Below are 24,856 nucleotides of genomic sequence, written 5' to 3' on the forward strand. Positions count from 1 at the left end.
CAAGGTCACGCCTATATGAGCCAGGATTCGTTCATCCCGCAAAAAATTGTTCCCGTGCTTGTGCCGATGCCGGCCGAGCGGCCCTATAGCTATGCCGTGCCGGATGGCATGGAGGTGCAGGCCGGATCGATCGTGCGTGTTCCGCTAGGGCCGCGCGAGGTTGCGGGCATCGTTACGGAAGGTTCGACAGACTCGGTCGATGCGAAAAAGCTCCGGCCGATATCGGAACTGTTCGATTGCCCGCCGGTTGATGATGGCATGATGCGCTTCATGCGTTGGGCCGCCGATTATACGATTTCGCCTCCTGGCATGGTGGCACGGATGGTACTGCGCGTGCCTGCAGCTTTCGATCCGGAACCACCAGTCCCGGGCTTGCGATTTTCCGGCCGCGAGCCTGACCGGATGACCGGTGCGCGGGCCCGTGTGCTGGAACTGGCAGAAGATGGCATGGCGTGGACGCGGACCGGACTTGCCCATGCGGCCGGTGTTTCGGCCACAGTGATCGACGGTCTTTCCGCGCAGGGTGTGTTCGAACAGGTGATGATCCCGGTGCGGCCCATCGTGGCTGCTCCCGATCCGGATTATGCGAAAGCGGTGTTGTCCAGCGACCAGACCGAAGCGGCAGATCAACTGGTCACGGCGGTGTCCGCCGGTGGTTTCGCGGTATGTCTGCTCGATGGTGTCACCGGTTCTGGCAAAACCGAAGTTTATTTCGAGGCAGTGGCCAAGGCGATCGAGAAGGGCAAACAAGTATTGATCCTCCTGCCCGAAATCGCCCTCACGCAGCAGTTTCTCGATCGGTTCCACGACCGTTTCGGTTCGAAACCTGCGGAGTGGCATTCGGACCTTGCACCACGATCGCGCGAACGGGTCTGGCGGCAGGTTATGGAGGGCCAGGTCAGGGTTGTCGCGGGTGCCCGCTCGGCGCTGTTCCTGCCATTCCAGGATCTCGGTCTGATCATTGTCGATGAAGAGCACGATCCGGCCTACAAGCAGGAAGATCGCGTATTTTATAATGCCCGCGACATGGCGGTGGTGCGTGGGCATATCGGCAATTTCCCGGTGGTGCTTGCTTCAGCGACGCCATCGATCGAAAGCCAGGTGAATGCGAACCAGGGCCGCTATACACGCATCCGCCTGCCGGGCCGTTATGCGGAAGCCGCGATGCCGGATCTCAAGTCGATCGACATGCGCAAATCACCGCCGCGTCCGGGCGGGTTTCTTTCGCCAGCATTGGTCGAGGCGATCAACCAGACCTTGCAACGCAAGGAGCAATCGCTCCTGTTCCTCAACCGCCGGGGTTACGCTCCGCTCACGCTGTGCCGGGTATGCGGTCATCGCTTCCAGTGCCCGGACTGTTCAAGCTGGCTGGTCGAACACCGGTTCCGAGGTCAGCTCGTCTGCCACCAATGTGGGCACCGCGAGGCTAGACCCGAGGCTTGTCCTTCCTGTGGTACGCTCGACCATCTCGTCGCCTGTGGGCCGGGGGTCGAGCGCATTGCCGAGGAAGCGGAAAAGACATTTCCCGACGCGCGCATCATCGTCTTGTCGTCGGACCTGATGGGCGTGAAACGGCTGCGGCTTGAGCTCGATGCGATCGCGCGCGGCGAGGCGGATATCATTATCGGGACGCAACTGGTCGCCAAGGGGCATAATTTCCCGAATATGACGCTGGTGGGTGTTGTCGATGCGGATCTTGGCTTGGCCAATGGTGATCCGCGCGCGGCTGAACGCACATTCCAGTTGCTGAACCAGGTGACTGGGCGCGCCGGGCGTACTGGCAAGAAGAGCCTCGGGCTGTTGCAGACCTATCAGCCGGACCATCCGGTGATGCGAGCGATCGTATCCGGTGATGCGCAGGCCTTTTACGAGCGCGAGATAGAGGAGCGCGAACGCTCCGGTCTGCCGCCGTTCGGACGGCTGGGCGCTTTGATTATCTCGGCAGCAACACGCCCGGAGGCTGAAGGACATGCACGCGCGTTGCGCCGTGCCGCGCCATCCTCGGTGCAGATCAGCGTGCTGGGCCCCGCGGAGGCGCCACTCGCACTTGTTCGTGGGCGTCACCGCTTTCGGCTTTTGATCCACGGCACCCGCAAGGCGGATATTCAGGGTTTTATCCGCGCCATGCTGGCGGCGGGCCCAAAAGAACGGGGATCGGTGCGCGTACAGGTTGATATCGATCCGCAAAGCTTTCTATAAAACCCGGCATGGCAGGCTGCAAATGGCGTTTTTTTCTGTGCTCCGGTGCTCATGTACCCAAAAGTACACTCCGCGCCGGTGCTCGAAAACCATCATTGTCGCCGTCCCATGACGGGTTTTGGGTTGGCGCTACAAAAAGACAGATTCCGGGGAAAGGATATAGAAATGGAACTTTACTGGCCGGCGACTACAGGCGAATGGATGGCTTGGTTGTCAGCGGCAATCACGGTCATCTTCGGATTGATCCTGTTTTTTGCTCCTCGCGTCGCGTTGAAAATCATGCGCTTGCAGACCAAACCCGAGCGGCCTGAAGCCATATCGGAAGTGCGCGCAACCTTCGCCGGATTCTATCTCGGACTTGGCATCAGCGCCCTGGTTTTCTCGCAGCCATTTCTCTGGATCGCGCTTGGCGTTTCGTGGGGCTTTACGGTCTTCGGCCGATTGATCTCGATGATGTCCGACAGAGGCAATACGCTTTACAACTGGATATCCGTGGTCATCGAAATTGCATTGGCTACAGGTCCCCTGCTGTTCGCCTTCGGCTTTGTTGCATAGGCATGACAGGATTAGTTGAATCGCTTACTCATAATTATCCAGAGCTGCGGCGATTCGGACGGCCTTTTTAGGGGATTCGCGTGTTGCGAGTCCTGTGTTCCTATGCTAGACGGCATTCAAATCTCGTCGGATACGGCTCTCGGGTTGTGCCTTCGGCGGTAAAAAAATCAATAATGCCAAAGATTTGACCGAAATTTCCTTCCGGTTTCCTGATTTTTGGCTCCAACGCAGAGAGCTTGTCGTTCGTGGCAGAAACTTCGTCGCTCATTACCGGTGTTGCCCAGCGTTACGCGGGTTCGTTGTTCGACCTCGCGTTGGAGACGAAATCCGTTGCTGAGGTGGAGAAGAATCTCGGTGAATTCGAGGCTCTCATCAATGGCAGCGCCGATCTGAAGCGGCTTGTTGCAAGCCCGGTTTTCTCGTCCGGCGATCAGGTCAAGGCGATTTCCGCGATCCTCGCAAAGGCCAAGATCGGCGGACTCGTCGGCAATTTCCTGCGCGTCGTCGCGCAGAATCGGCGCCTGTTCGCAGTGCCTGCCATGATCCAGTCATTTCGCCAGATCGCCAGCGCCCAGCGCGGCGAAGTTTCGGCGGACGTTACTTCCGCGCATGCCCTGACGGCGGCGCAGCAGACAGAATTGAAGGCCACGCTGAAAAGCGTCGCCGGCAAGGACGTGACAATCAATGTCACTGTAGATCCGTCGATCCTTGGAGGTCTCATCATCAAGTTGGGGTCCCGCCAGATCGACACTTCGCTTCGCACAAAACTTTCTTCGCTTAAGCTTGCACTGAAAGAGGTCGGCTGATGGACATCCGCGCCGCGGAAATTTCCGCAATCCTGAAAGAGCAAATCAAGAATTTCGGCCAGGAGGCAGAAGTCTCCGAAGTCGGTCAGGTTCTGTCCGTCGGTGACGGTATTGCTCGTGTATATGGTCTGGACAATGTTCAGGCCGGTGAAATGGTCGAGTTCCCGGGTGGTACCCGTGGCATGGCTTTGAACCTCGAAAGCGACAATGTCGGTGTCGTTATTTTCGGTTCGGACCGTGACATCAAGGAAGGCGACACCGTCAAGCGGACCGGCGCCATCGTCGATGTTCCTGTCGGCAAGGAGCTGCTCGGCCGCGTTGTCGACGCGCTTGGCAATCCGATCGACGGCAAGGGTCCTATCAAGGCAGCACAGCGTTCGCGCGTTGACGTCAAGGCGCCCGGCATCATCCCGCGCAAGTCGGTGCATGAGCCGATGTCGACCGGCCTCAAGGCTATCGACGCGCTGATCCCGGTCGGCCGCGGCCAGCGCGAGCTGGTCATTGGCGATCGCCAGACCGGTAAGACCGCGATTATTCTCGATACATTCCTCAATCAGAAGCCGGCTCACGATGCCGGTAACGAGAGCGAAAAGCTGTATTGCGTCTATGTCGCTATCGGCCAGAAGCGTTCGACGGTTGCGCAGTTCGTCAAGATTCTCGAAGAGCGCGGCGCTCTCGAGTATTCGATCATCGTTGCTGCGACAGCTTCCGATCCTGCTCCGATGCAGTACTTGGCACCGTTTGCCGGTTGCACGATGGGCGAATATTTCCGTGACAACGGAATGCATGCGTTGATCGGCTATGACGATCTATCCAAGCAGGCCGTGGCTTACCGCCAGATGTCGCTGCTGTTGCGTCGTCCTCCGGGTCGCGAAGCCTATCCCGGCGACGTTTTCTATCTGCACTCCCGTCTGTTGGAACGCTCTGCCAAGCTCAATGAAGATAATGGCGCCGGTTCGCTGACTGCCCTGCCTGTCATTGAGACACAGGCGAACGACGTTTCCGCCTATATCCCGACCAACGTGATCTCGATCACCGACGGCCAGATATTCCTCGAGACCAACTTGTTCTATCAGGGCATTCGTCCGGCCGTGAACGTCGGTCTGTCGGTTTCCCGTGTTGGTTCTGCGGCGCAGATCAAGGCGATGAAGCAGGTAGCCGGTTCGATCAAGGGTGAGCTTGCCCAGTACCGTGAAATGGCGGCGTTTGCCCAGTTCGGTTCCGATCTCGATGCTTCGACGCAGCGTTTGCTCAACCGTGGTGCGCGCCTGACCGAGCTCCTGAAGCAGCCGCAATTCTCGCCGCTGAAGACGGAAGAGCAGGTCGCGGTGATCTATGCCGGCGTCAATGGCTATCTCGACAAGCTCGCCGTCAATCAGGTCAATAGTTTCGAGCAGGGTCTGCTCACATGGCTGCGTACGGAACATAAGGATGTTCTTGCCACGATCGCCAAGGAAAAGCAGATCAGCGACGATACCAAAGGCAAGCTCAAGGCCGCTGTTGACGGCTTTGCCAAGTCTTTCGCTTAACCATTGACGGGATGAACGGATGCCTTCGTTAAAGGATCTGAGAAACCGGATCGCCTCGGTCAAGGCGACGCAGAAGATCACCAAGGCGATGCAGATGGTCGCCGCGGCGAAGCTGCGTCGTGCGCAGGAAGCTGCGGAAGCCGCTCGTCCCTATTCGCAGCGCATGGCTGCGGTGCTGGCGAACATCGCTTCCAATGTCGATGGCGACGACGCGCCCGTGCTGATGAGCGGAACCGGCAAGGACGATGTGCATCTGCTTATTGTCTGCACCTCCGAGCGTGGCTTGTGCGGCGGTTTCAACGCGCAGATTGCGCGTCTGGCCCGCGATCATGCGCGCCGGCTGATTGCCGATGGCAAGACGGTGAAGATCATCACTGTCGGGAAGAAAGGCGCGGATATCCTGCGCCGTGATCTCGGCCGGAACATTATCGATCACGTCAATCTGCGCGAAGTCAAAACCCTTGGTTTTGTCAATGCCGACGAGATCGGCCACAAGATCATTACGCTCTTCAATGAAGGCGCGTTTGACGTTGCCACGCTGTTCTATTCGGAATTCAAGTCGGTGATTGCGCAGATCCCGACCGCCCAGCAGCTGATCCCTGCCAACGCCATTGGCGATGTCGAGCCGGAGAGCGCAGGCGATGCAGTCTATGAATATGAGCCGGATCCGGCAGCCATTCTCGGCGATTTGATCCCGCGCAATATTTCCGTCCAGGTTTTCCGCGCTCTCCTTGAAAACGCGGCATCGGAACAGGGTGCTCGCATGTCCGCCATGGACAATGCAACCCGCAATGCCGGTGACATGATCAACAAGCTGACAATGTCGTACAACCGCCAGCGTCAGGCCCAGATCACCAAAGAACTGATTGAAATCATTTCGGGCGCGGAAGCGCTCTAATCGCGAAGGTAAGGATCGATGGCTAAAGCAGCGACCCCGAAAACATCCGCAGCCGCCAAGGCTGCTCCGGCAGCAAAGGCAGCTGCACCGAAGGCGGCAGCCAAGGCTGAAGCCGTGAAGCCGGTGGCGAAAGCCGCCGCACCCAAGACTGCCGCCAAGGCCGCTCCAGCAGCAAAGACCGCTGCGCCAGCCAAGGCGACAAAGACCGCTACACCGAAGACCGCGCTCAAGGCAACCGGCGTTGCCGGACGCGTTAGTCAGGTCATCGGCGCCGTCGTCGACGTTGCCTTCGATGGTGGTGTCCTGCCACAGATCCTGAACGCTCTGGAAACCGACAATCTCGGCAACCGCCTTGTTCTCGAAGTCGCGCAGCATCTCGGTGAGAACACAGTTCGCACGATCGCCATGGACTCGACGGAAGGTCTGGTTCGCGGTCAGGTTGTCTACGATACAGGTTCGCCCATCATGGTGCCGGTCGGTGAGGAAACCCTCGGCCGCATCATGAACGTGATCGGTGAGCCAGTGGACGAAGCAGGTCCGATCAAGACCAAGCTTTCCCGCGCCATCCACCAGCCGGCCCCTGAATATGTCGAGCAATCGACGGAAGCCCAGATTCTCGTCACCGGCATCAAGGTCGTAGACCTGCTCGCGCCTTATGCGCGCGGCGGCAAGATCGGCCTCTTCGGCGGTGCGGGCGTTGGCAAGACCGTTCTCATCATGGAACTGATCAACAACGTCGCCAAGGCGCACGGCGGCTATTCGGTATTCGCCGGTGTGGGTGAACGTACCCGCGAAGGCAACGATCTTTATCACGAGATGATCGAATCCGGTGTGAACAAGGAAGGCGGCGGCGAAGGGTCCAAGGCTGCGCTCGTCTATGGTCAGATGAACGAGCCGCCAGGGGCACGCGCCCGTGTTGCTCTGTCGGGTCTGACAGTTGCCGAGCATTTCCGCGATCAGGGCCAGGACGTTCTGTTCTTCGTGGACAATATCTTCCGCTTTACGCAGGCCGGTTCCGAAGTGTCCGCTCTGCTTGGCCGTATCCCGTCCGCGGTGGGCTATCAGCCTACACTGGCGACTGACATGGGTCAGATGCAGGAACGCATCACCACGACGCACAAGGGTTCGATCACCTCGGTTCAGGCCATTTACGTGCCCGCCGACGATTTGACCGATCCGGCGCCCGCGACGTCCTTTGCCCACCTTGATGCGACGACGGTTCTCAATCGCGCGATCTCTGAAAAGGGCATTTATCCGGCTGTGGATCCGCTCGACTCGACATCGCGCATGCTTGATCCGCTGATCGTCGGTGACGAGCACTACCAGACCGCTCGTCAGGTTCAGTCGATCCTGCAGCGCTACAAGTCGCTTCAGGATATCATCGCCATCCTCGGCATGGACGAGCTTTCGGAAGAAGACAAGATTGCTGTCGCCCGCGCCCGCAAGATCGAACGCTTCCTGTCGCAGCCGTTCTTCGTCGCTGAAATCTTCACCGGTTCGCCGGGCAAGCTGGTTGATCTGGCCGACACGATCAAGGGCTTCAAGGGCCTTTGCAACGGTGACTATGACCATCTGCCGGAAGCAGCGTTCTACATGGTCGGCTCTATCGACGAGGCGATTGAAAAGGCACAGCGTCTGGCTGCAGAGGCAGCTTAACGACAAGACTGACGGCGGGCTGCGGCCCGCCCTTTTCGCCCACAGGAACTTGAGTGAATATCATGGCAGAAGCCTTTCAATTCGAACTCGTCTCACCAGAGCGTCTGCTTCTTTCAGAGCAGATCATTGAAGTCGTGGTTCCGGGTACGGAGGGCTACATGACCGTCATGGCGCACCATGCGCCACTGATGGCAACCGTGAAGCCGGGCGTCGTCACCGTGAAGACGCCTGATGGCAAGCCGGACAGCTATGTGGTCTTCGGCGGGTTTGTCGATATCACGCCCGATGGCTGCACGCTCCTCGCGGAATCGGCGGTACACGTCGCCGATATAAAGGCTGATGAGTTGCAGAACCGTATAAAGGATGCCCAGGAAGACTTCGAAGACGCGACGACCCGCGAAGATCGGGCCAAGGCAGAAGACCTTCTGGGCCAGCTGAAGACACTCGAGGAAGCCATCAAGGCTGCTTGATTGTGGGACACTGGTGTTTGAATATGGAAGCGGGCACTGGCCCGCTTTTTTTATGGTATAATGACTGGACCTACGATTGAGGCTTCGGGTCTAATGCTAGACCATGTTCTTTCCCAAATTATCGCGATAAGCTCCGTCCAACAGAACGCGATGAGGGTCGGAGGGGGAGATGAGGCGACTAGTCGTTGGTGCCGCGATCGTCATCGCTTTTTACCTTCTGCTTGCATATGTGGCTCTTCCTGCAGTCTGGGCTCACTATGAGCGGCAGCCAGACCTTGCCAATCATCCGATGGTGACGAAAACTGCACGGGGCATTCCGGGCGATCCTTTGAACGTCGGTCTGGTCGGTGCGCGAGAAGATGTCATCAGAGCCATGCATGCGAGCGGCTGGTATCCCGCAGACCCGATCACATTGCGCTCGAGCATAGATATCATCGGAAGCGTGATGCTCGACCGGCCTTACGATAAGGCTCCGGTCAGCCCACTATTTTATGAGGGCAGGCGTGAGGATCTCGCTTACGAAATGCCGGTTGGCAGCAGTGCAAAGCAACGCCATCATGTACGCTTGTGGAAGGTCCTTGAAACAGGGGCCGAACAACGGCCCGTCTGGCTGGGTTCCGCAACCTTCGACCAACGCGTTGGTTTCAGCGAATATACCGGTCAGGTAACGCATGACATTGCGCCGGATATCGATGCCGAGCGTGACTATTTTTCCAATAGTCTTACGCGGGCCGGCATGGTGGAAGTGATCTATCAGGTCTCGGGTGTCGGGCCAACCCTTAACGGGCGCAATGGCGAGGGAAGCCGCTACTACACCGACGGCGAAATCCGCATGCTCACCTTGGTTCATGGTGGACAGCGTCGAAGCGAACCACCCCGGATGCTCGCGTCACCGCCTCTCATTCAAGCCAAGGATAGCGCATGGCAGGGGGTCAAGAACGCGCTCGGGGGCTAGCTCGTTTAATTCCAAGTAGCAGTGGGCTTAGCTGGGATCCTGCCGCTCGGCGCTGACGGTACACCGCGGAACCGAGCATGAGTCGCCGATTGCCCGTCCAGTGATGGTGCTCGGCGTCGATGCTCCAGGGGCGCGGGGCACGCTGAACTGCACGATCTGATGGTAACGCAGAATTACTACGACAGCCTGCCTCAGTCTGTTTGGGAACATCTCGTTTGCCGTGTAGTCGACAAACTCGTGCCCGTTACCCAGAAGCACGACATTGAAGGCCTTGTCATGGGAGCAGATCCAGCCTGACGCGCAACGCTACACCATCGAGGAGTGAACGTTTGTCAGGTCGGCGAATCTTTCGACTGATGTCGGAGGATTCATTTACCGCATATTTCACTTTCCAAGAATATAAATGCCGACCGCAAGTCTGGAAGGCATCTATGAAGACTTTCAATCGCTGGATGACGATGTTTGGGGAGCTATCGCCTCTCAGGCAAATCCTGCTTTTGCTTGGCTTGGGCTGTATACTGGCCAATTGCTTGGCTGCCCTCTTCTTCGAGATGGGCGGATACGACAGTCTTGACAAGACGATCCTTGCGACAACGCTTATCGTTATCGTCGTCGGAGGGCCGCTCGGGGCATTTCTGGTCGGATTGAACTATCGGCTGAAGGTCATGGCGCACGAACTCGATATCGCATTCCGCAAAGACGGTATGACAGGGCTTTCGACGCGTCATGAGTTTTATTTGCGCGTCGAGCAAATGATCCTTCGCAACAATCCTGCCCTTAGTGCTGGTGCTGTTCTTTATATAGACGCAGATCATTTCAAGTCGGTCAACGATAGCTTCGGGCATGCAGTTGGCGACGATGTGCTTCAGGAAATGGGTTCACTCATTGGAAAGAGACTAGGCAGGCGCGACGTGGGCGCCCGTTTCGGCGGCGAAGAATTTGCAGTTTTTCTTGCTGATGCGGATTACGGCAAAGCTGCGTGGGTAGCCCACGGAATATTGCTCGATATGCGGGGAATTTCACCAAAGGTTGGCCCGAAAGAGTTGTCCCTAACCGTTAGCATCGGCGTTTCTTTCCACGAACCCGGACAGACGCTTGAAGAGCTCGTGAATGCTGCCGACGAATGTCTGTATCGGGCCAAGAACTAGGGACGCGATCGCATCGTTTATGAAATGGCGTCATAACCAACTGAACCAGTTGCAGATTGAACGAATAGGTTGGTCAGGAGACTTTCGGGTTCAGGAATGCGTGTATCAGATCGGTTGCATCTTACGCATGCCGCTCAATTGCCGTTTCATGTGATGAATACGGGCCTGATATTCGGCTGGTCGACGCATGGCGACACTGGTCGAAAGAATGTCGATCACCACTAGCGCCGCGATCCGCGAAATAGTTGGCGTGTACATGTTGGTATTTTCCAGGGTTTCGACGACGAGAGATACATCGCAGTAGCCGCTAAGCGGCGATTCCGAGCCAGTGAGGCCGATAACGGCTGCGCCGTTTTCGCGGGCAATGCGGGCAATCTCGATGATGGAACGCGTTGTTCCGGTATTGGAAATCACAAAGGCAACGTCGCCGGGCTTCATCATCGATGCGACCATGATCTGTTGGTGCGAATCGAACTGTGCACCGCATGGCACGCCAAAAAGCGGAAACTTCTGCTGCGCGTCACGGGCGACAATGCCAGACGCGCCGAAGCCGAAAAATTCGATGGTCCGGGCTTGCGTGAGGATATCTATGGCTTTGCGCAGCGCGGCCTTGTCGAGATGGGAGCGCGCCCAGTCGAGACTGGTCATGGTGTAGTCGAAGATCTTCTCGGCCACCGTCTCCGGCTCATCGGTGTCGAGCAGGACCGAATGGGTAGCTGGCGTGCCGAAGGCCAGGCTCTGCGCGAGTCGTATCTTGAAATCCTGGAAACCATGGCAGCCGATCGCGGTCGCGAAGCGAAGCACAGTCGGCTGACTGACCTCGGCAAGCGTTGCGGTCTCGCCGACCGTGGCGTTGAGGATTCGTTGAGGATCTTGCAAAACGACATCCGCGACCTTGCGGTCGGACTTACGAAGTTCCGTCCGCATGGTGCGGATAATTTCTATGATGTTACGTCCGCTGGTACTTCGGAGATCCGCGTGTACGTCAGGTTCGATATTATTTGCTTCTCGACGCATACCTATCGCTCCGATGCTTCGAGAGCAATTGCGGAAATCCGATCGAATGAGGCCCCCCCTACGGGGATTTCGATGTCGAAAACCTCGGCTATCACCTGTGTCCAGCCACGCAGGAAATAGGTCCAGCCATCCTTGACCTGCAGATCACGGGTTTGTTGCTGGCCGCGTGCCTGGTCGAGAAAAACCAGATTACCGCGATAGTTCAGGTCCCAGACCACGGAACGCTCGGGAAAGTGGCAGGTGTCGGACAATGGCGAGCCCGGCGCATCCTTGCCGAGGCCCGTCGCATTGATGACGAGTGAGTTCGGCTTGAGCGTACGCAGCACGTCGTCGTTGGCTTCCGCCTGTGTGGCCAGAATATACTCTACAGGCACGCCGCTTTCGATCTGTTGATGAACGCGACGAATTTCATCCAGCCGCTCCTGGCTGCGGTCCGAGACGACGATACATTCGGGAACATCTTTGCCTCGGGAGCGGCGCATGAGGTGCCACGTGATTGCAATCGTCGAGCCGCCTGCGCCGATGCAGAACAGATCACTCCTCCTCCGGGTAAAATACCCGTTGCCTAGAAAGCCATCGATAGCGAGGCCGGAAGAAATCGGATCCTTGGCGTGACAGATCAGTTTGCCATCACGTTTGGATATGCAGCTAGTTTCACCCATCAACTGTGCAAGCGGGTCAATCACATCGAACATGTCGCGGCACGCACGAAAGAGATCGATCTTGTGTGTCGTGACCAGCGCGCCAAGAGAAAGGGGATCGTCCCGGATGAACGCCACAGCTTCGCGGTAGGCAGCAGGGTCATCATGAAGCTTGAAATCGATGCCCTTGATGACAGCTGTTTCAAGCCCGAGATACTGGGCCCATGCGGGAAACACCTTCATGATGGAGCTTTTGCCGGTGGTAACGCCGATGAAGTAGAGGGTGGGTTTCGTCGCTGATTGGTAAGTTGACACTTACAATTCTCCGGATGAGTGGCTTTTCGATCAGGTATAATTCTTCATGAGCGCAGCGACCTGTTCGCCTGTTCGTGGGTTATAAGAGGTGTTGTCCACCAGTTCCCACCCGTCGCCGCCACTCAGTACACGATGGCGCATGCCATTCGACATTTCGATGATACCGTAATCCTGCCCACTGTCGGATGGGTAAGCGAAGACCATCACTAGATCGGTCTGACCAATATTGATCGAACGATGAATCCAGAAAGGCGGGACGTAGCAGATAGTCTGCGGCTTGATTTCGACGATACGTGTTTCGCCCGCTGGCGATTCCATCTGCATGAGGCCTTGACCGTGTTGACCGTAATAGATCTCCGGCCGATCCGCTTTCGCGTGAATATGGCCACGCGTGAGAAAGAACTCCCTGTCGACGCGCCCGGGGCTCATGCGGGTGACGCCGTAATTCAGGTCGCCGCCACGCGTGCCCGGTCGAAAATCTTCCACGTCGTAGATCACAGGATCATTCAGGCTGATCACAAGGGCTGCATGGGCTTGCGCGTTCTCGTAAAGCCCAACAAGATCACTCAAGCGCTTTTCGTAGCGCCCGGTGTGTCCGCTCATTCCGCCAGCATATGGATCCACGACGCAGGCGACGGGTTCGCGCAACATAATCAGTCTCCGTATTTGGTAGTAAAATTACATAAATGCAGGGACGATACCGTGCAAGTAAAACTTTCTCGATGAAAGGCAAGCCGAATATCTCTCTGTTGCGCCTAAAATTGTGTTGACGGAGAAAAGTTGCGTAATTACGCTACATATGAAAAGGGGAGGCATCGAGGATTTTGTCCTTGATGGGAGGAGCAAATGGCTTTTTTTGAGGTATCCCGCTTCTGGATTGCAGTTCGCTGCGTCAACGGTGCGGCATGACCCGAAACGATCCGATCAAGCATTTTTTCATTTGGCCGGCGCTGCTTATTGTGCTGGTGATTTCGATATTTCCGTTGATCTATTCACTGACAACCAGCTTCATGAGTTTGCGGCTTGTCCCTCCGATACCGCCAAGGTTCGTAGGCTTCGGCAACTATGCAGAACTTCTGCAGAATCCACGGTTCTGGCATGTCGCTTGGACAACGACCATTATCGCCTTCATTGCTGTGACGCTGCAATACGTCATCGGTTTTTCCGTCGCGCTGGCACTAAACAGAAATGTTCCCGGCGAAGGTCTTTTCCGCGTGAGCTTTTTGTTGCCGATGCTGGTGGCGCCGGTCGCCGTGGCGTTGATCGCGCGGCAAATCCTTAACCCTACTATGGGTCCGCTCAACGAGCTGATGACAGTTTTCGGCTTTCCCAACCTGCCTTTCCTGACACAGACGAGATGGGCTATCGGCGCGATTATTTCCGTCGAGGTGTGGCAATGGACGCCGTTCGTCATGCTGATGCTGCTTGCAGGTCTGCAGACTCTGCCGGATGACGTATACGAGGCGGCTGCGCTGGAGAATGCCAGCTCCTGGCAACAATTCTGGGGCATCACCTTTCCGATGATGCTGCCGATCTCGGTGGCGGTGGTGTTTATCCGGCTGATTGAAAGCTACAAGATCATCGACACGGTGTTTGTCATGACTGGCGGCGGCCCCGGGATTTCCACTGAAACCCTGACTCTGTTCGCCTATCAGGAAGGTTTCAAGAAGTTCAACCTCGGCTACACTTCAGCACTGTCGTTCCTATTCCTCATCGTCATCACGGTTATCGGCCTCGTCTATCTTGCGATCCTGAAGCCCTATCTGGAGAAGCACAAATGAGTGTGAGGGATCTCAAGGGAACTGGACGCTGGTGGGCGCTTGCAGGTTGCCTGCTTTGGTTGGCCTTTACCTTCTTTCCGCTCTATTGGGTGGCAATTACTTCTTTCAAGTCACCCTTGGGCGTTGTCGGGGGCCCTACTTACATACCCTTTGTCGATTTCGATCCGACGTTGACCGCCTGGAGCGAACTTCTGTCGGGACAGCGCGGTCAGTTCTACAATACATTCATCGCATCGACGATCGTCGGACTTTCCGCTTCGGTGATTGCTACGGCGGTCGGCTCGATGGCCGCCTATGCCCTGGTTCGATTCACCTTCGAGGTCAAACTTTTATCGGGCATCATTTTCGTGGTCGTTGCTTTTGGCGGATATTTGCTGGGCCGCCACGTGGCTGGTCTCGGACAGGCAGTATCGCTGATTTATGCCTTCGTGGCAGCACTCGCCCTTGCCATCGGCTCCAGCAGGTTAAAACTTCCAGGACCCATTCTTGGCAATGACGATATCGTTTTCTGGTTTGTCAGCCAGCGGATGTTTCCGCCGATCGTCGCCGCTTTCGCATTGTTCCTGATGTACACCGAGATGGGAAAGATCGGGTTCAAGCTCGTTGATACCTATATCGGTCTGACTTTTGCCTATGTCGCCTTTTCTCTTCCGATTGTGGTCTGGCTCATGCGAGATTTTTTCGCCGCATTGCCGATTGAGGTGGAGGAAGCGGCGATGGTGGACAACGTGCCCTCGTGGAGGATTTTCTTCGGCATAGTCGTGCCGATGTCCAAGCCGGGGCTGATCGCCACTTTCATGATCACTTTGGCGTTCGTCTGGAATGAATTTCTGTTCGCGCTATTCCTGACCAATACCAGATGGCAGACCCTTCCGATTCTTGTTGCGGGCCAAAACAGCCAGCGCGGTGACGAATGGTGGTCGATTTCGGCGGCCGCCCTGGTTGCGATCATACCCATGGTCATCATGGCAGGGATTTTGAGCAGGCTGATGCGATCAGGTCTGCTTTTGGGAGCAATAAAATAAGCATTCACAATAACCGATCATCGTAAATTCCAGGGAGGAAAACATGAGAAGATTGCTATTGAGTACTACAGCCGCGGGCTTGCTCGCGATGGCGGGAGCATCGTCTGCGCTTGCCTGCGATCCCGATTATACTGGCATCACTTTGACTGCCACGACGCAAACCGGGCCTTATATCGCCTCGGCGCTGCAGCTTGCCGCCAAGGGCTGGACAGAGAAAACTTGCGGCAAGGTGAATGTCGTCGAATTTCCATGGTCAGAACTTTACCCGAAGATCGTAACATCGCTGACATCGGGCGAAGACACATTCGACGTAATCGCGTTCGCGCCGGCTTGGGCGCCGGATTTCACCGATTACCTTTCCGAAATGCCCAAGGCCATGCAGTCCGGCGTGGATTGGGAGGATATCGCTCCAGTCTATCGCGAACACCTGATGGTGTGGAACGGCAGGGTTCTGTCACAGACGATGGACGGCGACGCTCACACCTATACTTACCGTATAGATTTGTTCGATAAGCCGGAAAATCAGACTGCATTCAAGGCCAAGTATGGCTACGATCTGGCACCCCCGAAGACGTGGAAGCAATATCTCGATATCGCTGAATTTTTCCAACAACCGGCTAACGGCCTCTGGGGCACAGCAGAAGCCTTCCGTCGCGGCGGCCAGCAGTTCTGGTTCCTTTTCAGCCACGTCGCGGGTTATACCAGCCATCCGGACAATCCCGGCGGTATGTTCTTCGATCCAGATACGATGGATGCCCAGGTCAATAATCCTGGCTGGGTCCGCGGGCTGGAGGAATATATCCGCGCTTCGAAACTTGCACCGCCAAACGCGTTGAATTTCTCGTTCGGTGAAGTGAATGCAGCCTTTGCCGGTGGCCAGGTGGCGGAATCGATTGGCTGGGGTGATACCGGTGTTATCGGCGCCGACCCGAAGCAATCCAAGGTTGCCGGCAATGTCGGCTCGGCCTCGCTGCCTGGATCGGACGAAATCTGGAACTACAAGACCAAGAAGTGGGACAAGTTCGACCATGTCATCCAGACATCGTTCATGGCCTTCGGTGGCTGGCAGGCGGCGGTTCCCGCTTCCTCGAAGAACCAGGATGCTGCCTGGGACTATATCAAGTTCCTGACCAGCCCCGCAGTTTCGGGACAGGCTGCGATCACTGGCGGTACCGGCGTCAATCCTTACCGCATCTCGCATACGACCAATACAGAACTCTGGTCGAAGATTTTCTCACCGCGTGAGGCCAAGGAATATCTCGGCGCCCAGAAGGATGCTGTCACCGCGAAGAACACCGCGCTTGACATGCGCTTGCCGGGTTATTTCTCCTATACGGAAATTCTGGAGATCGAACTGTCGAAGGCACTGGCCGGGGAAGTCACGCCGCAACAGGCGCTGGATACGGTGGCGCAGGGGTGGAACAAGTTGACCGATGATTTTGGTCGCGACAAGCAGCTTGCCGCCTATCGCTCCTCGATGGGCCTGCCGGCAAAATAAGAGACCAAAACTGCTATCCCGCTCCGCCCGAAGCGCGGGCGGGATAGTGCCAGATGTGAAATGAAGCGTCCGTCGTCGCTATAGCAGCGCGGCGGAGTTCGTATGAAAAGGCACAGCATGTCCCAAGTGCGTTTGCAACAGGTCACCAAGTCGTTTGGCAAGGTCGAGGTCATTCCGCCGCTCGATCTGGTGATCGCCGACAAGGAATTCGTCGTCCTTGTCGGCCCCTCTGGTTGCGGCAAGACGACCACCTTGCGCATGATAGCCGGGCTCGAACAGGCAACAGCCGGAGAAATCCGCATTGGCGACCGTGATGTTACCAACCTTCGTCCTGGTTTGCGCAATTGCTCAATGGTGTTTCAGAACTATGCGCTTTATCCTCACATGACGGTCGCTGAGAATATCGGCTACGGTATGAAAGTGCGAGGCACTTCGAAGGCTGACATCGAAACCTCTGTCGCAAATGCGGCTCGCATCCTTAATCTTGGCGCATATCTGCAACGCAAGCCGAGCGCGCTTTCGGGCGGACAACGCCAGCGCGTCGCCATCGGCCGGGCAATCGTACGTCAGCCGGAGGTTTTTCTGTTCGACGAGCCGCTGTCCAATCTCGACGCCAAGCTGCGTATTGAAATGCGCACGGAAATCAAACTTCTGCACCGCCGTTTGAAGACCACGATCGTTTACGTGACACACGATCAGGTCGAAGCGATGACGATGGCCGACCGTGTCGTCGTGATGAACCAGGGACGTATCGAGCAGGCCGCCGATCCCATCACGCTCTACGAATCGCCAAAGAACCTGTTCGTCGCCGCGTTCATCGGTGCACCGAGCATGAACTTCATCGAAGGTCGGCTCGAGCGGGATGGTAGCGGGCTCAGCTTCTGGGCGGGTGGCGATGTCGCGGTTCCAATCCCCGCAAATCGATCCGGATCTCTGACTGCCGCGGTTGGCGAAGACGTCGTTCTCGGTATCCGGCCGGAGCACACGATGATTGCCGCTGCTTCGTTGCCCACGGTGCCATTGAAGGTGGCCGATATCGAGCCGCTGGGGCCCCACACTCTGGCCATCGGCAAGACGGGGACCGTTGCATTCACAGCGCAGGTTGCCGCGGGCTCGCCGATCCGTCCCGACGATGTCGTCAACATTCCGATCGATGTTGAAAGGATGCACCTGTTTTTGAAGAGTACGGGCGAAACACTTGGCAGGTAAGCTCACGCTTGCGATCGATGTAGGTACTGGCAGCGTCCGAAGCGCACTGGTCGACGCGAAGGGCAGAATCCTTGTGATTGCCACGCGGGAACATGAGCAGATCGTGCCGCAATTCGGCTGGTCGGAACAGCGGCCTGACGACTGGTGGCAGGGCGTTGTCACCACGATCCGCGAGTTGCTCGACAAGGTTCCACACGCGCGCTCCAATATCGATGCCATTGCCGCCTGTGGCCAGATGCACGGGACGGTTCTGGTGGGCGACGCCGGCGAACTGGTCCGCGATACTGCTCCATTGTGGAACGACAAACGCACTGTCGGTTACGTCAAAGCTTTCGAGCGATCGCATTTGCCCGAAACCTATCTTGCCGATTGCGCAAATCCGGCGACGCCCGCCTGGCCTGGCTTCAAGCTGCAGTGGCTGCGCGACAATGATGCAGATGCTTACCAACGGACAGCTGCAGTCCTTATGCCGAAAGACTACATCAATCTGCGGCTGAGCGGCGAGGTTGCGATGGACCGTACCGACGGGGGCGCGAGCTTCCTAATGAACCCGAGGACCGGCGAATGGTCGGACAAGATGATCAGGCTTCTCGGGCTTGAAAGGACCAAGCTAGCGCCACTGCGCAACCCGATAGAAATTCTTGGTTACGTGACCGGAAAAGCCGCGATCGAGACCGGTTTGCGCGAGGGGACGCCGGTTCTTGTCGGCGCAGCAGACTATCCGGCTGCGCTCCTGGGATCCGGCGTCTGCCGGCCGGGTATCGGATCTGAGGTCATGGGCACATCCGCCATCATCACTGCCATTGCGAAGAAGCCCTTGCTTGATCCAGCCGTTTGCAATGTTGGAACGGTCGAAGGCAATTGGGGCGCATTCATGCTGTTGGAATCCGGCGGCGACTCCATGCGATGGGCGCGCCGTGCCTTCCATGAAAAGCAGCTATCGTATCCGGATATTGTCGAGAGGGCGGGAGAGGCACCGCCAGGATCGGAACGGCTGTTCTTTATGCCGTATCTTGTGGGTGAGCGGCTCGGCGAGCACCGTAATGCACGCGCACAATATTTCGGGATAGGAGCGGCACACGGCCTTGCGCATATGCATCGCGCTGTTCTTGAAGGCGTTGCCTTCGCCGTAAAGCGCCATATCAACGTTCTCGATGCCATTTCCGGGGTGCCTCTTGAACGAATAGTCGCGTCGGGCGGGGGCGCAAAGACGAAGCTTTGGATGAACATCAAGGCCAGCGTCTACAACATGCCAATCCTTGTGCCTGCTGAAGCTGAATGCGGCATCATTGGTTGCGCCATCCTGGCCGCCACAGCGACTGAACGCTTTGTGAACGTCGAGACGGCTGTGGACGCTCATGTTTCCTATGTTGAGGAGATTATGCCGGATCCGCGCTGGTCAGATGTATACGCACCCATGCAGATATTCTTCGAGAAACTTTATAAACACAGTCAAGCACTCTACGACGATCTGGACCGGTTGCCCCAATGACATCTAGCGGTGAAATGTCGAGAGGGCTGTGTCAAGGTGGCGGCATGCAAACGAGACTAGTCAAGGCAGATGAGGTCGATCTGGCAAGTGAAGCATTCGGCAATCGGCATGACCCGGCAATCCTGCTGATCATGGGCGCTATGGCCTCGATGCTGTGGTGGCCGGAACAATTCTGTCAGCAACTTGCAAAGCAAGGCCACTATGTGATCCGCTATGACAATCGCGATACCGGGCTTTCGACAAACTATCCGGTTGGCAAACCTCAATACAGCTTCGACGACATGGCGGACGATGCGGTTCGCGTGCTTGATGGCTACGGCATTTCCGCGGCTAATATTGTTGGCATGTCCATGGGAGGCATGATCGCTCAACTTGTGGCATTGAAATATCCGCATCGGTGCCGAACACTGACACTGATGAGCACGTCGCCAGTCGGCGTCGACACCACTCATTTACCCGGAATGACTGCCGCCTACATAGAGCATTCAGCCAGGGCCGCTGACCTCGATTGGTCGGATCGCACGCAGGTGATTGAGTTCATGGTTGCTGACGCCCGCGCGATTTCTGGTACAAGACATCCGTTTGATGAGCAACGTGCGCGAGAACTTATCGTAACTGACTATGACCGGGCGCGGCGTTTCGAAAGCGCAACCAATCATTTCCTGCTTTCCAGCGGAGATCAATGGAAGGGTCAGCTCACTCGCCTTCAAGCACCGCTCCTCGTTATCCACGGCACGTCTGATCCCATCTTTCCCGTCGAACATGGGCGCGAATTCATCAAGATCGTGCCTGAGGCGAAGCTAGTCGAGATTGAAGGAGGCGGTCATGAACTGCATCCGGAGGACTGGAACACAATGCTCCAAGCATTGATCGGGCATACAACGAGTAAAAGGATATGCGAGAATCGATAAGGTCCAGTAGGAGGTCCGAGAGTAATCTAATCCACTAAATGCCTGAACGCTGCGACGACCTCTTCGTAGACCCTGCGCTTGAATGGAACGATGAGGTCGGGCAATTGAGCCATCGGTTTCCATGCCCATTGGTCGAATTCAGCGGTGTGCCCGCCGGGCGGCGGGTTGATCGCGATTTCGTTTTCATTGCCCTCGAAACGGTAGGCGAACCATTTCTGCGTCTGACCGCGATACTTGCCTTTCAGCGCAACGCCAACGAGGTGATGAGGCAGATCGTAATTGATCCAGTTGGGTGCTTCTGCGAGGAGAGATACGGATTTCATACCGGTCTCCTCATAGAGTTCACGCAGCGCTGCCGGCTCCGGGTCTTCCCCCAGATCGATGCCGCCCTGCGGCATCTGCCAGAGCTGGGTTGCGCCGTCCATTTCGTCATTGGCAATGACGATGCGGTGCCCGGCCCAGACAAGTCCCTGCTTGTTCAGCACCATGATGCCAACGCAGGGGCGGTAGGGCAGGGATTCAGGATCGACAGGTTTCTTGTTCTTGCTCATGCAAATGCTCCAGGCCGGCGGTTGCTAACCTTTTTCCGGATCGCGGACAAGGGCGGACACAGGGACGATCTCTATACCGCGCGCCTTTGCCTCGTTGGCCCAAGAAGTGACGGCTTCCACCGTAACATCGAAGGCCGAGCCTGTGGCGATGGCGGTACCCTTGGCGCGAGCGATGCGCTCCAGTTCGTCAAGTTTTTTCAGAATCGTGCCGCGATCCTGGGAAGCGTCGATCAACACGTCGGACGCAGCAAATGGAGCACCTTGCTGCGCGGCAATGCTATCGGCCTTGCTGCGTGCGGAGGTGCCGTCGTCCAGATAAAGCAACCCCCGCTTGGCGATGTCTTGAATGACCGGCGTCATGGCCGCCGGCTCGGCAGTGAAACGCGCGCCCATATAATTCATGACGCCTGTATAGTTGCTGATGCGGCCCATGGCTCGATGCAGATTCTCCAGTATCGCTGCTGGCGATGCCTCGACGGTCAGCGTGTTGCGGCCCGGATTGACCCGCGGGTAGTCGTACGGCTCCAGCGGTATCTGCATCAGGATTTCATGGCCATCCTGGCGCGCTGCCTGCATCCAGCGGAGAAGACTATTTCCCTCCGGAGAGAAGGCCAGCGTCACTTCAGGTGGCAAAGTCTGGATTGCCTGCTGCGAACCGGTTTGCGACAGGCCTAGTCCTCCGATGACAATGGCGACGCGAGCGCCGCGCGCGCCTGACCACAGCCGGGCATAGATATCGAGCGGACGCCGGCCATCGGGCGCGATGACTGGGAGTGGCCCTTGCGGGCTTTGCTCCAGCATGTCGGGTTCAGGAATATGAGCGGTGCGCGGGTCCTGCGAGCGTTTCATAGGATCACCGACGACGATGATCTTGGGGCCACCTTCGGGGGCCGTGACGATATTGCCGGGCTGGCTCTTGTCGTCACGTAGAGGGGTTGGCGGCTTTACACTTGGCGCTGCTTCCGCAATTTGCGGCTTTGGCGCCTCCGGTTCGGGCCTTCGGAATCCTTGATGGCTGGTGTACGTGACGAGCGAGGCGAGCCCCAGAACGCAGACAACCGCAGCCGATGGAACCAGCCAGCGTGTTACTGTTTTCTTGTCAGATTTTGAGACTGGCCGTTTGCTGTTTTGCCCCAGCGGCCGGTTGAGATCGGAGTTCACGCGTTTTGGCCGCAGAGGATATCAGGGAAAGCATTATGGCTGGAGAAACGAGCCATGGGGACCAGACTATAGAAGAAAAGCCCGGTCCCCATTTTCATATCAGTTAGGCACGCCCTTCTTGGGGTCGGCCGGGAAGGCTGCATTGGCCTGCTCGCCGCGCAGAAGCTTCAGCGCCTGGATAAGCTGCAGGTCGTCCTTTGGATCCGGTGGTACATAGGCGATTGAACCAGAACCTTCGGCGTCTTCCTGCACGCCCTTGATGTGACCCTTCAGGCTGGATTCACTCATTGGTTCAGCTTTGCCCTGGAGCTCGGCCGGGAGAGGCTGGTCAACAGCGATGTCCGGTACAATACCCTTGCCCTGGATGGATTTGCCAGCGGGCGTATAATACAGCGCTGTAGTCAGACGCAACGCGCCATTTTCACCGAGCGGAATGATCGTCTGCACCGAACCCTTGCCGAAAGAGCGTGTTCCGAGGATCGTTCCACGGCGATGATCCTGCAGCGCACCTGCGACGATTTCCGAAGCACTTGCCGAACCGCCATTGATCAGGACGATGAGCGGCTTGCCGTTGGTCAGATCGCCGGGCCTTGCGTCGAAGCGGGTGATGTCCTGCGGATCGCGACCGCGTGTCGAGACAACTTCGCCCTTGTCGAGGAAGGCATCCGACACGGCGACGGCCTGGTCGAGCAGACCACCGGGGTTCAAGCGGAGATCAAGGACAAAGCCCTTGAGCTTGTCGTCTGGAACCTTGCTCTGGATATCCTTGATCGCCTTCTGCAGATCTTCGAAGGTCTGTTCAGTGAAAGAGATAACGCGGACATAACCAACATCATTGTCAACGCGGGAGCGGACAGCTTTGACCTTGACCACGTCGCGGACGATGGTGAGCTTGATCGGCTTGTCGGCACCCTGACGGATGAGTGTCAGTTCGATCGGCGTATTGACCTCACCGCGCATCTTGTCGACGGCATCGGTAAGGGTCATGCCGCGTACTTCAGTTCCGTCGATCTGCGAAATATAGTCGCCGGCCAGAACACCGGCCTTAGAGGCTGGCGTATCCTCGATCGGAGCAATGACCTTTACCAGCTCGTTTTCCATGGTGACTTCGATGCCGAGGCCGCCAAATTCACCCTTGGTCTGGACACGCATGTCCTGGGCCTGTTCGGCATTCATGTAGGATGAATGCGGATCGAGCGAGGTCAGCATGCCGTTGATGGCGCTTTCGACCAACTTCTTGTCATCCGGCGGGGTGACATACTGGGCGCGGACGCGCTCGAAAATATCACCAAAAATTGATAGCTGTTTATAGGTGTCGGTGCCCGCGGCTTCTGCGGCGGTTGTCGGCAGAGCTCCCTGTACAACGACCATTGCCGTTGCACCCATGAGGGCTCCGGCCATGAGAAGCGTTAGCCTACGTATCATTTGCGGTCCTTCCAGCAAGCCTTTCCGCCCACCAGGGAGCGGGATTAACAGGTTTTGTATCCTTTCGGAACTCAATGTAAAGCATTGGAGCTCCATTTCCCATCGGAACAGGTGCGGTACTCGCAATAAGTTGCTTGTTCATCACACCGACCGGTTCCCCAGCCAGCACAAACTGGTTCTGGGAGACGTTGATTTTATTCATTCCCGCCAAGACAACATGATATCCATTGCCCGCGTCAAGTATCAAGAGTTGACCATACGACCTGAATGCGCCGGCATAAAGGACTATGGCGTCTGCCGGTGAAGTAATTGTGGCGCCTGCAGCGGTCTCGAGCGTGTCGCCCTGAACAACGCCGCCCACTCCATCCTCATCACCGAAATGTTTCACCAGCTTGCCCGCTGCTGGCATGGAAAGATGGCCTTTCAGCGACGCAAAATTCACTTGCGCCGAGAGACGGCTTTGGTTGGAGGCGAAATCATCGGCCCGTTGCTGGCTTGCAGCGATCTTCTGCTGTTCCAGCGCGCTCGCCTCATCGGCGGCCTTCTTGACCTCCTGCATGTCTTTTTCCATGGAGGCAATGAGATCACGCAGCGACGTGGCGCGCCTGGCAAGGTCCTCGGCACGCTGTTGCTCGGCGAGACGCGTTTCTTCAGAGGTGGTCTGCATTTTTTGCTTCTCAGCAAGAAGCAGGTCGAGGCGTTTCTTCTCCTCCGCTTGCCCGGAAAGCGCGGCGGTCAAACGGCTCTGTTCCTCGGCAATCGAGGTTTTGACACGCGTCAAATCCTTGAGATCGGCGATCAAGACTTCCGTCTGCTGACGCATTTCGGGGACAACAGCGCCAAGAAGGACAGCGCTTCGCACGGAGGCGAGGGCATCGTCGGGGCGAACGAGGATCGCCGGTGGGGGATTAAGACCCATGCGCTGCAGGGCCGCCAGCACTTCGGCGAGCGCACCGCGCCGAGCTTTCAGAGATGTCTTTATGCTGTCTTCCCGCTCGCGCAGATCGACCAGCTTGTCGCTGAAACCGGTTATATCCTCACTCAGCTTCTTCTCGGTCTTGGCCGATTGGATTAGCGCGGCTGTTATCGTGGTCTGATCTTTTTTCAATGTCGAGATTTCGTTATCCAGCGCCGTAACACGGTCTGAGGACAGCGATATCTGCCCGGTCAGATCCTCAAGTTCCTTGGCGGTCCTGGCACGCTTTGCATCCAACGGTTCCTGGGCATCCAACGGTTCCTGGGCCGGTTGCTGAACTGAAGGTGGAGGTGTTTCCTGGGCTTGAATCCGCGGTTGAACTGCCAAAATACCGGCAAAGGTCAGAGGTAGGACAACGACATATGAAAATGTGCGTTTGCCTATATCCAGGATTGCCTTTGGTACCTCAAATTTCATTGCCGGACCGGAATAGAGATATGGTTTGATCCCGACTTTAGGGAGACTTCGATTAATGAAGTATTAACCATAAACCAGCCGTGTCGAAAGCCGGTTGATTTAGTATCGATCGGCGTGGCGGAATTGCGGCATCACAATCACCACGTCGAAATACCTCAGAGCACGCCCTTACCGCCGATACTTGTACAGGGGGATGGAATTCGCTCCAACATGTATATATT

The 24,856-nt window shown here is 56.9% G+C and carries 23 protein-coding genes; 16 read left to right on the forward strand and 7 right to left on the reverse strand.

Features of this window, described 5'->3' with window-relative positions; translation table 11 throughout:
• The first annotated feature begins 15 nt into the window (after positions 1-15).
• The 10 genes from ACSQ3H_RS04820 (at position 16) to ACSQ3H_RS04865 (ending at position 10,216) form a co-directional block, all read left to right on the forward strand.
• Positions 16-2,199 carry a primosomal protein N' gene (locus ACSQ3H_RS04820; RefSeq protein WP_436116000.1) on the forward strand — a complete coding sequence of 728 codons (2,184 nt, stop codon included), beginning with the start codon at positions 16-18 and terminating at the stop codon, positions 2,197-2,199.
• A gap of 165 nt (positions 2,200-2,364) precedes the next feature.
• Entirely contained in the window at positions 2,365-2,754 is a 390-nt protein-coding gene (locus ACSQ3H_RS04825; protein ID WP_436116001.1) for an AGROH133_08824 family phage infection protein, read from the forward strand.
• Positions 2,755-2,999: 245 nt separating this feature from the next.
• Entirely contained in the window at positions 3,000-3,560 is a 561-nt protein-coding gene (locus tag ACSQ3H_RS04830; RefSeq protein WP_436116002.1) for a F0F1 ATP synthase subunit delta, read from the forward strand.
• A complete protein-coding gene (gene atpA, locus ACSQ3H_RS04835) occupies positions 3,560-5,089 on the forward strand; it encodes a F0F1 ATP synthase subunit alpha (protein ID WP_436116003.1) in 1,530 nt (509 codons plus the stop codon). Before ACSQ3H_RS04830 ends, atpA begins: the two co-directional genes overlap by 1 nt.
• 19 nt (positions 5,090-5,108) lie before the next feature.
• A complete protein-coding gene (locus ACSQ3H_RS04840; protein ID WP_436116004.1) occupies positions 5,109-5,987 on the forward strand; it encodes a F0F1 ATP synthase subunit gamma in 879 nt (292 codons plus the stop codon).
• Between the two features lie 18 nt (positions 5,988-6,005).
• The gene (atpD, locus tag ACSQ3H_RS04845) at positions 6,006-7,643 is read left to right on the forward strand and encodes a F0F1 ATP synthase subunit beta (protein ID WP_436116005.1); all 1,638 of its coding nucleotides are present in this window, start codon (positions 6,006-6,008) and stop codon (positions 7,641-7,643) included.
• Positions 7,644-7,705: 62 nt separating this feature from the next.
• Complete coding sequence (locus ACSQ3H_RS04850) at positions 7,706-8,113, forward strand: F0F1 ATP synthase subunit epsilon (RefSeq protein WP_436116006.1); 408 nt, start codon at positions 7,706-7,708, stop codon at positions 8,111-8,113.
• A 169-nt stretch (positions 8,114-8,282) separates the two neighbouring features.
• Positions 8,283-9,068: an LssY C-terminal domain-containing protein gene (locus ACSQ3H_RS04855; protein ID WP_436116007.1), complete on the forward strand. Its 786-nt coding sequence runs from the start codon at positions 8,283-8,285 to the stop codon at positions 9,066-9,068.
• A 159-nt stretch (positions 9,069-9,227) separates the two neighbouring features.
• A complete protein-coding gene (locus ACSQ3H_RS04860; protein ID WP_436116008.1) occupies positions 9,228-9,365 on the forward strand; it encodes a hypothetical protein in 138 nt (45 codons plus the stop codon).
• Between the two features lie 134 nt (positions 9,366-9,499).
• Positions 9,500-10,216, forward strand: a complete 717-nt coding sequence (locus tag ACSQ3H_RS04865) for a GGDEF domain-containing protein (protein ID WP_436116009.1) — start codon at positions 9,500-9,502, stop codon at positions 10,214-10,216.
• A gap of 105 nt (positions 10,217-10,321) precedes the next feature.
• On the opposite strand, the gene ACSQ3H_RS04870 is transcribed toward ACSQ3H_RS04865, so the two are convergent.
• Genes ACSQ3H_RS04870 through ACSQ3H_RS04880 form a run of 3 tightly spaced genes read right to left on the reverse strand, consistent with a single transcriptional unit; the run spans position 10,322 to position 12,846 of the window.
• Entirely contained in the window at positions 10,322-11,233 is a 912-nt protein-coding gene (locus tag ACSQ3H_RS04870) for an SIS domain-containing protein (RefSeq protein WP_436116010.1), read from the reverse strand.
• Positions 11,234-11,235: 2 nt separating this feature from the next.
• A complete protein-coding gene (locus ACSQ3H_RS04875) occupies positions 11,236-12,189 on the reverse strand; it encodes a shikimate dehydrogenase family protein (protein ID WP_436116011.1) in 954 nt (317 codons plus the stop codon).
• A 30-nt stretch (positions 12,190-12,219) separates the two neighbouring features.
• On the reverse strand, positions 12,220-12,846 hold the full coding sequence (locus ACSQ3H_RS04880; protein ID WP_436119349.1) for a glucose-6-phosphate isomerase: 627 nt from the start codon (positions 12,844-12,846) through the stop codon (positions 12,220-12,222).
• 248 nt (positions 12,847-13,094) lie between these two features.
• Between ACSQ3H_RS04880 and ACSQ3H_RS04885 the strand changes: the two genes are divergently transcribed.
• From ACSQ3H_RS04885 to ACSQ3H_RS04910, 6 genes are all read left to right on the forward strand, one after another.
• Positions 13,095-13,970, forward strand: a complete 876-nt coding sequence (locus ACSQ3H_RS04885; RefSeq protein ID WP_436116012.1) for a carbohydrate ABC transporter permease — start codon at positions 13,095-13,097, stop codon at positions 13,968-13,970.
• A complete protein-coding gene (locus tag ACSQ3H_RS04890; protein ID WP_436116013.1) occupies positions 13,967-14,995 on the forward strand; it encodes a carbohydrate ABC transporter permease in 1,029 nt (342 codons plus the stop codon). The genes ACSQ3H_RS04885 and ACSQ3H_RS04890 overlap by 4 nt, the downstream gene beginning before the upstream one ends.
• Before the next feature lie 43 nt (positions 14,996-15,038).
• Entirely contained in the window at positions 15,039-16,493 is a 1,455-nt protein-coding gene (locus ACSQ3H_RS04895; RefSeq protein ID WP_436116014.1) for an extracellular solute-binding protein, read from the forward strand.
• A 117-nt stretch (positions 16,494-16,610) separates the two neighbouring features.
• Positions 16,611-17,702 (forward strand): ABC transporter ATP-binding protein, encoded by a 1,092-nt coding sequence (locus ACSQ3H_RS04900; protein ID WP_436116015.1) that lies wholly within the window; start codon positions 16,611-16,613, stop codon positions 17,700-17,702.
• A complete protein-coding gene (locus ACSQ3H_RS04905) occupies positions 17,692-19,194 on the forward strand; it encodes a xylulokinase (protein ID WP_436116016.1) in 1,503 nt (500 codons plus the stop codon). The genes ACSQ3H_RS04900 and ACSQ3H_RS04905 overlap by 11 nt, the downstream gene beginning before the upstream one ends.
• A 44-nt stretch (positions 19,195-19,238) precedes the next feature.
• A complete protein-coding gene (locus ACSQ3H_RS04910) occupies positions 19,239-20,105 on the forward strand; it encodes an alpha/beta fold hydrolase (protein ID WP_436116017.1) in 867 nt (288 codons plus the stop codon).
• Positions 20,106-20,131: 26 nt separating this feature from the next.
• On the opposite strand, the gene ACSQ3H_RS04915 is transcribed toward ACSQ3H_RS04910, so the two are convergent.
• The 4 genes from ACSQ3H_RS04915 to ACSQ3H_RS04930 all read right to left on the reverse strand — a co-directional run bounded on the left by ACSQ3H_RS04915 (position 20,132) and on the right by ACSQ3H_RS04930 (position 24,635).
• Complete coding sequence (locus ACSQ3H_RS04915) at positions 20,132-20,656, reverse strand: RNA pyrophosphohydrolase (protein ID WP_436116018.1); 525 nt, start codon at positions 20,654-20,656, stop codon at positions 20,132-20,134.
• Positions 20,657-20,680: 24 nt separating this feature from the next.
• On the reverse strand, positions 20,681-21,817 hold the full coding sequence (locus ACSQ3H_RS04920; RefSeq protein WP_436116019.1) for a divergent polysaccharide deacetylase family protein: 1,137 nt from the start codon (positions 21,815-21,817) through the stop codon (positions 20,681-20,683).
• A gap of 99 nt (positions 21,818-21,916) precedes the next feature.
• Entirely contained in the window at positions 21,917-23,242 is a 1,326-nt protein-coding gene (locus ACSQ3H_RS04925) for a S41 family peptidase (RefSeq protein ID WP_436116020.1), read from the reverse strand.
• Entirely contained in the window at positions 23,232-24,635 is a 1,404-nt protein-coding gene (locus ACSQ3H_RS04930; RefSeq protein WP_436116021.1) for a murein hydrolase activator EnvC family protein, read from the reverse strand. Before ACSQ3H_RS04930 ends, ACSQ3H_RS04925 begins: the two co-directional genes overlap by 11 nt.
• Positions 24,636-24,856: the final 221 nt, after the last annotated feature.

It is taken from the genome of Phyllobacterium sp. LjRoot231 (genome assembly GCF_964253365.1).
Lineage (GTDB): Bacteria > Pseudomonadota > Alphaproteobacteria > Rhizobiales > Rhizobiaceae > Phyllobacterium.

Bases quoted from the DNA above. Each gene is read 5' to 3' on its own strand.
- ACSQ3H_RS04820 (WP_436116000.1), top strand. From the start codon at position 16: ATGAGCCAGGATTCGTTCATCCCGCAAAAAATTGTTCCCGTGCTTGTG.
- ACSQ3H_RS04825 (WP_436116001.1), top strand. From the start codon at position 2,365: ATGGAACTTTACTGGCCGGCGACTACAGGCGAATGGATGGCTTGGTTG.
- atpA (WP_436116003.1), top strand. From the start codon at position 3,560: ATGGACATCCGCGCCGCGGAAATTTCCGCAATCCTGAAAGAGCAAATC.
- ACSQ3H_RS04840 (WP_436116004.1), top strand. From the start codon at position 5,109: ATGCCTTCGTTAAAGGATCTGAGAAACCGGATCGCCTCGGTCAAGGCG.
- atpD (WP_436116005.1), top strand. From the start codon at position 6,006: ATGGCTAAAGCAGCGACCCCGAAAACATCCGCAGCCGCCAAGGCTGCT.
- ACSQ3H_RS04850 (WP_436116006.1), top strand. From the start codon at position 7,706: ATGGCAGAAGCCTTTCAATTCGAACTCGTCTCACCAGAGCGTCTGCTT.
- ACSQ3H_RS04855 (WP_436116007.1), top strand. From the start codon at position 8,283: ATGAGGCGACTAGTCGTTGGTGCCGCGATCGTCATCGCTTTTTACCTT.
- ACSQ3H_RS04860 (WP_436116008.1), top strand. From the start codon at position 9,228: ATGGTAACGCAGAATTACTACGACAGCCTGCCTCAGTCTGTTTGGGAA.
- ACSQ3H_RS04865 (WP_436116009.1), top strand. From the start codon at position 9,500: ATGAAGACTTTCAATCGCTGGATGACGATGTTTGGGGAGCTATCGCCT.
- ACSQ3H_RS04870 (WP_436116010.1), bottom strand. From the start codon at position 11,233: ATGCGTCGAGAAGCAAATAATATCGAACCTGACGTACACGCGGATCTC.
- ACSQ3H_RS04885 (WP_436116012.1), top strand. From the start codon at position 13,095: ATGACCCGAAACGATCCGATCAAGCATTTTTTCATTTGGCCGGCGCTG.
- ACSQ3H_RS04890 (WP_436116013.1), top strand. From the start codon at position 13,967: ATGAGTGTGAGGGATCTCAAGGGAACTGGACGCTGGTGGGCGCTTGCA.
- ACSQ3H_RS04895 (WP_436116014.1), top strand. From the start codon at position 15,039: ATGAGAAGATTGCTATTGAGTACTACAGCCGCGGGCTTGCTCGCGATG.
- ACSQ3H_RS04900 (WP_436116015.1), top strand. From the start codon at position 16,611: ATGTCCCAAGTGCGTTTGCAACAGGTCACCAAGTCGTTTGGCAAGGTC.
- ACSQ3H_RS04910 (WP_436116017.1), top strand. From the start codon at position 19,239: ATGCAAACGAGACTAGTCAAGGCAGATGAGGTCGATCTGGCAAGTGAA.
- ACSQ3H_RS04915 (WP_436116018.1), bottom strand. From the start codon at position 20,656: ATGAGCAAGAACAAGAAACCTGTCGATCCTGAATCCCTGCCCTACCGC.
- ACSQ3H_RS04925 (WP_436116020.1), bottom strand. From the start codon at position 23,242: ATGATACGTAGGCTAACGCTTCTCATGGCCGGAGCCCTCATGGGTGCA.
- ACSQ3H_RS04930 (WP_436116021.1), bottom strand. From the start codon at position 24,635: ATGAAATTTGAGGTACCAAAGGCAATCCTGGATATAGGCAAACGCACA.